Below are 10,509 nucleotides of genomic sequence, written 5' to 3'. Positions count from 1 at the left end.
AGGTCGGCGTGCTCTGCCTGGCCCCCGAGGAGGGCCTCGGCGTCCAGAACGCCGAACTGCGCGAGAAGCACCTGCCCGCCATCAACCGCTTCCGCGAACACCCCCACGGATAGCCCCTCCCACAGAGGAGAAGCGGCCCCGGCACGCGGCGCACCACCCACCGGGGCCGGCCACAGCGGACCGTGACCGACGTGATCGCGAAGTCACACGGGACTACTAATAGGTGCCCCATTCCCGGTCGGTGGAGACGATCTCCCGGCCCAGCGGCATGAGGGAGATCGGGATCATCTTGAGGTTGGCCCAGCCGAACGGGATCCCGATGATCGACAGGAACAGCGGGATGCTGGTGACCAGGTGCGCGATGGCCAGCCACCACCCGGCGAAGACGAACCAGATCACGTTCCCGACGCAGGACGCCGCCCCGGCGTCCGGCCGCTCGACGGCGGTCCGCCCGAACGGCCACAGTATGAACCCGGCGATCCGGAACGAAGCAATTCCAAATGGAATTGTAATGACGAGCACGCAGCAGATAATTCCGGCGAGTACGTAGGCAAGAGCCATCCAAATGCCGCAGAAAACCAACCAGATGACATTGAGGATGAATTTTACTGCACTCATGTTTGATACCTTCTCACGGCTGATGGCGTTGCACTACGACCGTGCCATGCCCGCCGACGGGCGTGTCTACGCCCTTAGGGGGTGGTCCTCAGGGATCGGCCCGGGTTGCGGGATCAGATAGACGCGCTGGCCTGCGACCCGCACCGAGCCACTTCGCTCTGCCGAGGTCGGCCAGTCGCCCGCGAGTGCCGCCGGCTCCGCCCCGCCAGTCACGAACCCGAAGTGGCGCGGCCCGGCACTCGCCGACAGCCGCGGCTCCCACCGCTCCACGCCGGTGGCCTCGGCGCCGGCGCGTCCGCTCCGGTGGTGCAGTTTCAGCCGGTCCCTTGACCTCTCCCGACCTGTCGGACGATGATCACCGTCGCCCTGCCCATCCCCTCGCTGGCGATCTGCGAACTGCTCGACGTCCCGTACGGGACCAGGGCGATGTTCCAGCGCTGCTCCCAGGTGATCACGAACGGGACCGCCGACGCCGGGCAACTGGTCGCCGCCTCGGCCGAGTTGAACGCGGCCATGGCGGACATCGTCGCCCGCAATCGGGCCGTCCCGGGGGACGGCGTGCTGGGCGAGGTGGTGCGGCAGCACGGCGCGGAGCTCACCGACGAGGAACTCATCGGCTTCGGCACCACCCTCCTGGTCGGGGGACACGAGACCACCGCGACCCAGCTCGCCCTGAGCGTGCTGGCGCTGCTCCGCCACCCGGACCAGCTCACCGCCCTGCGCGACGACCCCGCGGTCACCGGCACGGCGGTGGAGGAACTGCTGCGCCATCTCGCCATCCCCGCACCGCTCCTGCGCACCGCCGTGGCCGACGTCGACGTCAACGGCCACCGGATCGCCGAGGGCGAGCACGTCCTGCTCTCCCCGCTGACCGCGAACCGCGACCCCGAACTCGTCCCCGAGCGACCGGACGACCTCGACCTGCGCCGCCGGCCGGTCGCCCAGCTGTCCTTCGGCTTCGGCGCCCACCAGTGCCTCGGCCAACAGCTGGCCCGGCTGGAACTGAAGGTGGCCCTGCCGGCCCTGCTGCGGCGCTTCCCGACCCTGCGGCTGGCCGTCCCCGAGGCCGACCTCCGCTTCCGCGAGGGGTCGACGGTCTACGGCGTGGAGGCGCTCCTGGTCACCTGGTGACGGCCCGCCGGCCCGCCGGCCCGCCGGCCCGGCAGGGCCTCGCCGAGCCGACTGGATCCGCCGGTCCGACCGAGTCCGCCGGGCCCCAGCCGCGCTCGGCGTCGAGCAGCACCATGCCGACGTTGAGGGTGCCGGCGAGGCCGAGTCCCCGAGTTCTACCGGAGGCGCCGGCCCACGGCCGAGCCACAACGAGATCCGAACCTCGAACAGTCCCGAGGGGGTGTTCTTCCGGGACGGACCGGGGGCGGGTCAGTGGGCGTCGCGGCAGCGGACGTCGGGGGTGCAGAGGGCGAGGGAGAGCGGCTTGCCGGTGGCGGGGATCCGGTAGTGGTAGGTGGCGAAGGTGACGAGGTGGCCGGCCCCGAGGTCGACGGTGCGGTGGCGGACCGGGCTGACGAGGTGGTCGCCGTCGCCGGTCACCTCGATGTCGTCCACCTGGCCGCGGAAGGCGGTGAAGGCGTACGAGTCCACGCCGGCCGTGGTGTCGGCCGGCATCGGGGTGCGCGGGATCAGGTCCGCGATCGCGGCGAACCAGATGGTGGTGGGCGCCCGGCCGGCGTCGTCGATGACGGCGTAGCAGACGTCGAGGTTGTCCAGCAGCCAGAAGGCCATCGCCCGGGACCGCCCGTCGGTGTCGAGCACCGCCATGGTCGGCAGTGTCGGCTTCGGGCACTGCGGCGGCAGGTTGAGCCCGCCCACCAGGTCCACGATCCACTGCGCGGACGGCGGCGCCGGCTCGGGCAGCGGCACCGGGTGCCGGCCCCCGCCCAGGTCGACGAGCGGCTCGCAGCCGGTGGCCGCGCCCAGGGCCGCCGCCAGCACCACCGTCGAACAGAGCACTCCCACGCCGCGTCTCATCGCGCCTCCCCCGGACCGGACGGGTCCGCCCCAGGATGCGGTCCGGGGCGGACGGCGGCAAGCCTCCGGGCGTGGCAAGCCTCCGGGCGTGCCCGGCGCCCGGAGGCCCGCAGCGGTCAGGCCGGGCGGGGGAGGTAGGCCAGGCCGTGGGCGCCGGGCTCGGCGCGCTTGGGGAGGGTGAGCCGGGTGACGGGGGTGAGGGTGTCGAGGTCGATGACGTCGACGGTGGAGGAGACGGCGGAGGAGACGTAGCCGAGGCGCCCGTCGGGGGAGGAGGTGATGGTCAGCGGGAAGGTGCCCACGTCGACCGAGCCGAGCGGGCGGTGGGTGGCGGCGGAGAAGACGGTGAGCCGGCCGTTGGTCCGTCCGTCGAAGGGGGAGCCCGGAGCGGTGGTGGCGTGGATCTCGCCGGCCAGCAGCCGGCCGGAGGCGGTCAGGTGGACCGGGAGGACGGCGGAGCCGGTGGGCAGGACGTCGGCCACGGTGGCGGTGCGGGCGTCGATGACCCGGATGCCGGGCGTGGCGTCGGGGTCCTTGGCGAAGCCGAGGTAGGGCCCGCCGACGTACACCCGGGCGCCGTCGGCGGAGACGGCCAGGCCCTCGCTGCCGGGGACGGCCACCTTGGCGGTCAGCGTGCCGCGGTCGAGGTCCACCACGGAGACGTACGGCGCCTCCTTGTTGGTGGCGTAACCGGTGCGCCCGTCCGGGGAGATGGCGAACCAGTGCGGGCCGGGGGCGTCGGTGTCGATCCGGCCGAGCGGGCGGCGGGTCGCGGTGTCGATGACCACCACGCCGCCGGGGCGGTCCGCCGAGGCCTCGACGCTGACGTAGAGCCGGCCGCGGACCGGGTCCAGCGCCAGGCCGTGCGGGCCGTGCTCGGGGGCGAGGTCGATCACCTCGACGATCGTGCGGGTGTCGGCGTCGATGACGGTCACCTCGGTGCGGTGGCCGCTGTGGGCGCTGTAGTAGCCGGAGCGGTAGGCGCTGGTGCACCAGAGCAGCCGCTGGGTCGGGTCGAAGCACAGTTCGTGGGGCTCGGCGGTGACCTCGACCCGGTCCAGCAGGGCGTCGGTGGCGGCGTCGAAGAAGGAGACGGTCGGGCCGCTCTGGCTGACGACGGCGAGGACGTCGCCGGCGAGGTGGGCGCGGGGGTCGTTCGGCACGGTAACTCCTGGCTCGCGAGGGCCCGGTACGGGAAGGCCCGGTGTTTCTCGGACGGTTCCACTGTCCCCTCCCGGCGACGGCAGAACCATGCAAAGATCAGCACGGGATCATTGACCGAGGCGTAAAGATGCAGCTCAGGAGTCATGAATGGACCTCAACCTGCTGCGGGCGCTGGACGCCCTGCTCCAGGAGAACAGCGTGACCCGGGCCGCCGAGCGGCTCGGCACCTCGCCGGCGGCGGTGAGCCGGACGCTGGCCCGGCTGCGCCGCGCGGTCGGCGATCCGCTGCTGGTGCGGGCCGGGCAGGGGCTGGTGCCGACCCCGCGGGCGCTCGAACTGCGGGAGGAGGTGGCCGGGTTGCTGCGCAGCTGCGAGAACGTGCTGCGGCCCGGGGCGGGCTTCGAACCGGTGCACCTGGAGCGGACCTTCACCGTGCAGAGCGCCGACGCCGTACTGGTCCGGGTGGCCGGCCCGCTGGTCGGGCGGATCCGGGCCGAGGCGCCCGGGGTGGACGTGGTGTTCCTGCCGGAGGCCCTGGAGGACGGACCGGGCCTGCGCCAGGGGCAGGTGGACGTCGAGGTCGGCGTGCTCGGGTCGAAGGACCCGGAGGTCCGCACCAGGCCGCTGGTCACGGCGCCGGTGGTGGGCGTGGCGCGGGCCGGCCATCCGCTGTTCGACGGCCGGATCACCGCCCGGCGGTTCGCCGCCGCCGACCACATCGGCGTCTCCCGGCGCGGCAAGCGGCTCGGGCCGATCGACACCGCGCTGGCCGAACGCGGGCTGCGCCGCCGGGTCGCGGTGGTGGTGCCCAGTCACACCGCCGCGATGCTGCTGGCCGGGGAGAGCGACCTGGTGACGCTCGGGGCGGCGGACTGGCTGCCGGAGACCTTCGCGGCGCTGGGCCTGCGGACCTTCCCGATGCCGCTCGAACTCCCGCCGCTGGAGCTGGGGATGGCCTGGCACCCGCGCAACTCGGCCGATCCGGGGCAGCGTTGGTTCCGGGCGCACCTGGCGGCCGCCGTGCAGCAGCTGTAGGGGCCGCGCCCGCTGGCCCGGGTGCGGCCCCAAGTAGCCTTCGCTGCCTGCTGGGTGGTCGCTACTTGCCCGCGATGACCTGCCCCATGGCGGCCAGCGTGGGCGAGCCGTTGTTCCAGTAGTCGGAGTGCCCGGCGTTGGGGTCGACCGGCATGACGTTCGCGCCGAAGTCGGACACGGTGGTCTGCCGGCCATGGATCAGGTGGTGGTCGTCGTCGCTGACGAAGGGCAGGTTGGTCACCGCGTTGTCCCAGACGTTCTGCGCCGCCCCGCCGGGGTCGATGGCGGCTGCCATGCCGATCATGTCGGACGGGCTCTGCGCCGCGTACACGTGGGACGGGTCGATGCGGAGGTCCTTGGCGGAGTCAACGCCGGCGCCGGGGCTGGCGATCAGGACGACGTTGTCGACCGGAAGCCCCTTGTCCTTCATGGTGTAGCCGATCGCCGTGGTGCCGTAACTGTGGCCGAGGACGGTGTTGTTCTCGATGTTCCCGTTGTGGGTGGCGTGCAGGCCGACCTCGAAGCTGTGCAGCTTGTCCTCGGCGTCCTTCGCGTACTGGTCGTCCGTGGCATCGGTGAGGGACTGCGGGGCGTCGTAGCCGATCCAGGCGATCGAGGAGGTGGTCTTGCCGGTGCCGGCGGCGTTGGCCGCGGCGACCATCGCGTCCGAACGCTCGATGTCGCTGCCGATGTGGCCGAGCCGCGCTCCGGTGCCGGGGACGTACGTCGAGACGTTGTCGGCGGTGTCCGGGTTGTTGCTCGCGACGATGGCGTGGCCGCGGCCGGCGTTGTCGTAACCCAGCAGGAAGGTCGGCGGGTGATCGGCGTCGACGGGGACTTTCAGCCGGTCCTCGATCGCCTTGATGCCGTTCAGCTGGTCGACGAGCCCGTCGTGCTCCTGCTGCCAGAGTTTGTGGTCCGGAGGCTCGAAGGCGCCGTACGGCGTTCCCACCACCGAGTTGGGCTCGGGGCCGAGGTTGTCGAGCCGTTGCTGGAGGTCCGCGTGCGTCCGGGCCAGAGTGATCCGGTTGGCCTGGTCCCGGCCGACGGCGGAGATGCCGTCCAGGTTGCCGATCTGCTCCGGGTGGTTGAGGATCATCCGGTGCTGCTGCTCGTCGGTGAGGCCGTTCCACCAGGCCTGGACGCTGTTCGGGTCGGTGCCGGCGGCGGGGATCCGGTTGAGCGCGTCGGCGGCGGCCGTGTCGTTGGTCGCGACGGTGGAGTCCAGGCCGGTGCCGTTGGTCGCGTTGGTGGTCAGGTGGGCGAGCCGGCTGCTGATCGTCCGGTCCGCGTGGTCGGCCTCGGTGAGGGCCGCGTTGATCCGGTCCCGGATGGCCTTGGCGTGTTCCGGGGCGCCGTGTCCGGCGAAGGTGAGCGAGTCGGGGTTGTTGTCCCAGGTGATGCCGCCGTCGGGGGCCACCGTGAGCCCCTGGGCCTTGGCGTCGTCGAGGGCGCTGAGCAGGTGGGCCTTGGCGGCGGCGAAGCCCTCGGAGCCGTCCTGGAGGGCCCGGCTGATGAGCCCGATCTCCTGCTGGGCGGCGTGGAGTTCGTCGTGCAGGCTCTGGATCCGGGTGGTGGCGTGGTCGGCGGCGGTGCCGCTCCACTGCGAGTTGTGCAGCCGGTCGACGACCTCGTGCTGCCAGGTGTCCACGTGCCCGCCGAAGGCGGTGGCCAGGGTGTCGAAGGCCGTCTTGGCGATCGCCAGGTTGCAGAAGTCGGCGTCGTGCAGCGTCTTGATGTCCATCGGCTACTCCGCCGCTCTCGCGCCGCGGGGCTTCACCGGGCCGGGGGTGACGACGGTGCCGAACGGGTCCGGTGCGGTCGTGGCGGGGACCGGCGTGTCCGGGTGGATCATGTTGGTGTGGATGTCCTGCTCGACCTGGCGGTAGTAGGCGGCCGAGGTGCCGAGCTTGGTGCCGACGTCGCCCATGTCGCCGCCGAGCTTGTCCAGCAGGGTCTTCCAGCTGCTGCCGCAGGTGGTCAACGCGGCGGCGGTGAGCCAGCCTTGGAGCGTTCCGGCGGCCTGGCCGCACGGATCGGTGATCTTCGCGGTCTCGCCGGGTATCAGGCCGCCGATGTGTTGCGCGCTCTGTCCGCAGCCGTCCAACTCGCCCGGCTTGACCTGGAATTGCAGGTTCGAATCTGGATCTGCCATGCGTGCGTCCCCCGTCAGTTCCGGACCGGGTGCTGGGCCGGTCGGATCGGTAACCGACGTCGCATGCTAGCGGATCGTCAAGAACGGGCAAGTGGATTGACCTGGGCGTGTGCGAAGGGGCCGCACCTCGGCAAAGGTGCGGCCCCGAAGGGGAGTTGGACTACTTGGCCGGAGTGCCGTCCGGCCAGACGCAGGGCGAGCTGACGGTCAGCTGGAAGCTGCGGCTCGGGTCCGTCGCACCGTCCAGGACGGCGAGGAACTCGTCCGTCGAGTTCTTCAGCCGCACCCAGCCGGGGTGGGAGCCCGCGGCGTCCGGCACCGCCTGGAAGCCCTGGCCGGTGAGGTAGCTGCGGAAGGCGTCCGCCGCCTTGGTCCGGTCGGCCGACGGGAGGTCCGGGTAGGTGTACGACCGCGAGGTCTGCTTCCGGCCGTGCGGGCCGATGTCGTTGGCGTCGCACTCCAGGTCGCTGAACGCGGGCGGCAACGACGTGGGCTGGACCGGCAGTTGGGCCTGGATGCCGGCGAGGTAGCCGTCGATCCGGGTCCTGGCCTGGTCCAGCGTGATGGTGGGCTTGGACCGCTCCTGCAGGGTGTTCGCCCCGCACGCGCTCAGGGCGAGTGCGGTGACGGTCAGCGTGGCGGCGGTGGTGGCCCGCCTGATCAGCGGGGTGCGGCGGCCGGTGCTCACGGTGCTCACGGTGTTCATGATCATTGCATCGGCTTTCCGGCGATGACCTGACCCATGGCGGCCAGCGTCGGCGAGCCGTTGTTCCAGTAGTCGGAGTGCCCGGCGTTCGGGTCGACGGGCATCACGTTCGCGCCGAACTGGGGCGCGGTGGTCTGCCGGCCGTACATCAGGTGGTGGTCGCCGTCGCCGAAGCCGAAGTCGGACTTGACGTTGTCCCAGAAGTTGTCCGCCGCACCGCCGGGGTCGGTGGCCGCGGCCCAGCCGATCGCGTCGGCCGGGCTCTGCGCGGCGTACACGTGCGAAGGGTCGATGCGCAGGTCCTTGGCGTTCTCGACGCCGGCGCCGGGGCTGGCGATGAGGACGGCGTTGTCGACCGGGAGGCCGTGGTCGCGCATGGCGTAGCCCACCGTCGTGGTGCCGTAGCTGTGGGCCAGGATGGTGTTGTTGCCGATCTTCCCGTCGTGGGTGGCGTGCAGCCCGTTCTCGAAGCTGACCAGCTTGTCCTCGGTGGCCTTCGCGTAACTGTCGTCCGCGGCCTCCGGGATGATGTTCTGCGGGGCGTCGTAGCCGACCCAGGTGATCGACGAGGTGACGGCCTTGTTGTCGTTGGCGGCGTTGGCCGAGGCGACCATCGCGTCGGAGCGGTTGATGTCGCTGTTGATGCTGCCGAGGCGCGCGCCGGTGCCGGGGACGTACGTCGACACGTTGGTCGCGGTGTCGGGGTTGTTGACGGCGACGATGGCGTGGCCCTTGCCGTTGGTGTCGAAGCCCAGCAGGAAGGTCGGCGGGTGCTTGTCGTCGACCGGGGCGTTCAGCCGGGTCTCGATGGCGGTGATGCCGTTCATCTTGTCGGTGAGCTCGTCGTGCTTCTGCTGCCACGTCGTGAAGGCGGGGTTCGGGCGGATGAACCGTCCGTTGCCGATGGTCGCCGGCGGCGCGGTGCCGAGGCCGTCCAGCTGGTGCTGGATGTCCTGCTTGCCGCGCTGGAGGTTGGTCCGGTTGGCCTCGTCGCGGGCGGCGGCGGGGATGCCGTCCAGGTTCCCGATCTGGTCGGGGTGGTTGAGGATCATCCGGTGCTGCTGGTCGTCGGTGAGGCCGTTCCACCAGGCCTTGACGCTGTTGGGGTCGGTGCCGGCCGCCGGGATGGTCTGGAGCGCGTTGGCGGCGTCGGTGTCGGTCTTCGCGGTGGCGGAGTCCAGGCCGGTGCCGTTGCTCGCGTTGGTGGCGAGGTGGGAGAGCCGGGCGTTGATGGTCTGGTCGGCGTGGTCGGCCTCGTTGAGCGCGGCGGTGATCCGGGCCTGGATCTGCTTGGCCTGGTTCTCGGCGTCGGTGCCCGCGTAGTTCGGGGAGTTGGGGTCCTTCTCCCAGGTGATCCCGCCGTCGGCGGCGACGGTCAGCTTGTGGGTCTTGGCGTCGTCGAGGGCGTTGATCAGGTGCGCCTGGGCGGCGGCGAAGCCGTCGTAGGCGTCCTGGAGGGCCCGGCTGACCAGACCGATCTCCTGCTGGGCGGCCTTGAGTTCGTTCTCCAGGAACTGCATCCGGGTGTTGGCGTGGTCGGCGGCGGTGCCGGTCCACTGCGAGTTGTGCAGCCGGTCGACGACCTCGTGCTGCCAGTTCTCGACGTGCTGGCCGAAGGCGGTGGCCAGGGTGTCGAAGGCGCTCTTCGCGGTGGAGATGCCGATGACGTCGGCGTCGTGGAGGGTCTTGATGTCCATCGGTTACTCGGCCGCCTTCGCGCTGCGGGGCTTCACCGGGCCGGGGACGACGGCGGTGCCGAAGGGGTCCGGCTCGTCCGGGGCCGGAGGAGCGGCCGGGTTCCGCATGCTGTTGTGGGCGTTCTGCTCGGCCTGCCGGTAGTAGGTGGCCGAGGTGCCGAGCTTGGTGCCGACGTCGCCCATGTCGCCGCCGAGCCGGTCCAGCAGCGTCTTCCAGTTGGTGCCGCAGGCGGTGATCGCGCCGGCGGTGAGCCAGCCCTTGAGACCTCCCGCGGCCTGGCTGCACGGATCGGTGATCTTCGTGGTCTCGCCCGGTATCAGGCCTCCGATGTGCTGGGCGCTCTGGCCGCAGCCGTCCAGTTCGGCCGGATTGACCTTGAACTGCAGACTCGCGTCTGGATCTGCCATTTTCGTGTTCCCCCATGTGTCCGGACCGAAGTGCCCCTCGGGCCCGGGATCGTGCGTAACTGCCGGGCATGTTAACGGATCTTGTACGCGGGAAGATCGTCGGATCCGTGTGAGCGCGGTGGGGATCCCGGCCACCCGGCCGGTTGACCCCGGGTCGGCGCCCGGCCGTTCGCCGGGATACCCTGCGGGGGTAAGCGGAGGGCGGAGGCGGGCGGGAGGCGGACCATGGCGCAGCGGCGGCCGTGCGGTCCGGCGCTGCCCGGGGGGCTGCGGCTGCTGCTCCTCGCCGCCCTGCTGCTGGGCATCGTGACGATGCACACGCTCGGGCACCCGGCGGGTGGGCACGGCGGGCACGGGCCCCGGGTGACGGCTGCCCAGCAGCTGCCGGAGCACCACGGGCCCACCGTCGATCCGGCGGACGCCGGCGGCATGGATCCGATGACGGTCTGTCTCGCCGTGCTGGCGGGCTGGACCCTGGTGCTGCTGATCGCCGGCCCGCTGCTGCGCCGCAGTGGTGACGCCGCCGCCGAGGTGCGGGCCCGGCTGCTGCGGGCCGTCCGTGCGCTGCCGCCGCCCGGGGGTGGGCGGATCCTCCTCAGCAGACTTTCGGTGCTGCGTCAGTAGGCGCGTGCCCGCCGTTCCGTGCCTGCTCGTGTGCCGTAGGGCGTGTCTGACAGACACGCCCTGGCGCCCGCGCGCGGAACGGCCGACGCGCCGTCCTGTACGTCCACACCACC

Annotated in this window: 11 protein-coding genes; 3 read left to right on the top strand and 8 right to left on the bottom strand. The window is 71.7% G+C overall.

Annotated features, from left to right (window positions below; translation table 11 throughout):
• Positions 1 to 216 precede the first annotated feature (216 nt).
• Positions 217 to 618: a YccF domain-containing protein gene (locus ACZ47G_RS07695; RefSeq protein WP_465740547.1), complete on the bottom strand. Its 402-nt coding sequence runs from the start codon at positions 616 to 618 to the stop codon at positions 217 to 219.
• Positions 619 to 969: 351 nt separating this feature from the next.
• Here ACZ47G_RS07695 and ACZ47G_RS07690 point away from each other — a divergent pair, with 351 nt between their 5' ends.
• Positions 970 to 1,749, top strand: coding sequence for a cytochrome P450 (locus ACZ47G_RS07690; protein WP_465740546.1), 780 nt, complete (start codon positions 970 to 972; stop codon positions 1,747 to 1,749).
• A 249-nt stretch (positions 1,750 to 1,998) separates the two neighbouring features.
• On the opposite strand, the gene ACZ47G_RS07685 is transcribed toward ACZ47G_RS07690, so the two are convergent.
• Positions 1,999 to 2,607: a hypothetical protein gene (locus ACZ47G_RS07685; RefSeq protein WP_465740545.1), complete on the bottom strand. Its 609-nt coding sequence runs from the start codon at positions 2,605 to 2,607 to the stop codon at positions 1,999 to 2,001.
• Positions 2,608 to 2,723: 116 nt separating this feature from the next.
• Positions 2,724 to 3,770, bottom strand: a complete 1,047-nt coding sequence (locus ACZ47G_RS07680) for a YncE family protein (protein ID WP_465740544.1) — start codon at positions 3,768 to 3,770, stop codon at positions 2,724 to 2,726.
• A 148-nt stretch (positions 3,771 to 3,918) separates the two neighbouring features.
• On the opposite strand from ACZ47G_RS07680, the gene ACZ47G_RS07675 reads away from it, so the two are divergent.
• On the top strand, positions 3,919 to 4,806 hold the full coding sequence (locus ACZ47G_RS07675; RefSeq protein ID WP_465740543.1) for a LysR family transcriptional regulator: 888 nt from the start codon (positions 3,919 to 3,921) through the stop codon (positions 4,804 to 4,806).
• A 61-nt stretch (positions 4,807 to 4,867) separates the two neighbouring features.
• Here ACZ47G_RS07675 and ACZ47G_RS07670 read toward each other — a convergent pair whose 3' ends face one another.
• From ACZ47G_RS07670 to ACZ47G_RS07650, 5 genes are all read right to left on the bottom strand, one after another.
• Complete coding sequence (locus ACZ47G_RS07670; protein ID WP_465740542.1) at positions 4,868 to 6,550, bottom strand: alpha/beta hydrolase; 1,683 nt, start codon at positions 6,548 to 6,550, stop codon at positions 4,868 to 4,870.
• A 3-nt stretch (positions 6,551 to 6,553) separates the two neighbouring features.
• A complete protein-coding gene (locus ACZ47G_RS07665) occupies positions 6,554 to 6,961 on the bottom strand; it encodes a hypothetical protein (protein ID WP_465740541.1) in 408 nt (135 codons plus the stop codon).
• 160 nt (positions 6,962 to 7,121) lie between these two features.
• Entirely contained in the window at positions 7,122 to 7,658 is a 537-nt protein-coding gene (locus ACZ47G_RS07660) for a hypothetical protein (RefSeq protein WP_465740540.1), read from the bottom strand.
• 11 nt (positions 7,659 to 7,669) lie between these two features.
• Positions 7,670 to 9,364, bottom strand: coding sequence for an alpha/beta hydrolase (locus ACZ47G_RS07655; protein ID WP_465740539.1), 1,695 nt, complete (start codon positions 9,362 to 9,364; stop codon positions 7,670 to 7,672).
• Between the two features lie 3 nt (positions 9,365 to 9,367).
• On the bottom strand, positions 9,368 to 9,772 hold the full coding sequence (locus ACZ47G_RS07650) for a hypothetical protein (protein ID WP_465740538.1): 405 nt from the start codon (positions 9,770 to 9,772) through the stop codon (positions 9,368 to 9,370).
• Between the two features lie 225 nt (positions 9,773 to 9,997).
• On the opposite strand from ACZ47G_RS07650, the gene ACZ47G_RS07645 reads away from it, so the two are divergent.
• Positions 9,998 to 10,396, top strand: a complete 399-nt coding sequence (locus ACZ47G_RS07645) for a DUF6153 family protein (protein ID WP_465740537.1) — start codon at positions 9,998 to 10,000, stop codon at positions 10,394 to 10,396.
• Positions 10,397 to 10,509: the final 113 nt, after the last annotated feature.

The organism is Kitasatospora sp. NPDC030952 (assembly GCF_055571335.1).
Note: the sequence above shows the minus strand (reverse complement) of the source record. Positions and strands in the feature narration are given on the sequence as shown.

Coding starts and splice junctions, on each gene's coding strand:
- ACZ47G_RS07695 (WP_465740547.1), bottom strand. CDS start 618: ATGAGTGCAGTAAAATTCATCCTCAATGTCATCTGGTTGGTTTTCTGC.
- ACZ47G_RS07690 (WP_465740546.1), top strand. CDS start 970: ATGATCACCGTCGCCCTGCCCATCCCCTCGCTGGCGATCTGCGAACTG.
- ACZ47G_RS07685 (WP_465740545.1), bottom strand. CDS start 2,607: ATGAGACGCGGCGTGGGAGTGCTCTGTTCGACGGTGGTGCTGGCGGCG.
- ACZ47G_RS07675 (WP_465740543.1), top strand. CDS start 3,919: ATGGACCTCAACCTGCTGCGGGCGCTGGACGCCCTGCTCCAGGAGAAC.
- ACZ47G_RS07670 (WP_465740542.1), bottom strand. CDS start 6,550: ATGGACATCAAGACGCTGCACGACGCCGACTTCTGCAACCTGGCGATC.
- ACZ47G_RS07665 (WP_465740541.1), bottom strand. CDS start 6,961: ATGGCAGATCCAGATTCGAACCTGCAATTCCAGGTCAAGCCGGGCGAG.
- ACZ47G_RS07655 (WP_465740539.1), bottom strand. CDS start 9,364: ATGGACATCAAGACCCTCCACGACGCCGACGTCATCGGCATCTCCACC.
- ACZ47G_RS07650 (WP_465740538.1), bottom strand. CDS start 9,772: ATGGCAGATCCAGACGCGAGTCTGCAGTTCAAGGTCAATCCGGCCGAA.
- ACZ47G_RS07645 (WP_465740537.1), top strand. CDS start 9,998: ATGGCGCAGCGGCGGCCGTGCGGTCCGGCGCTGCCCGGGGGGCTGCGG.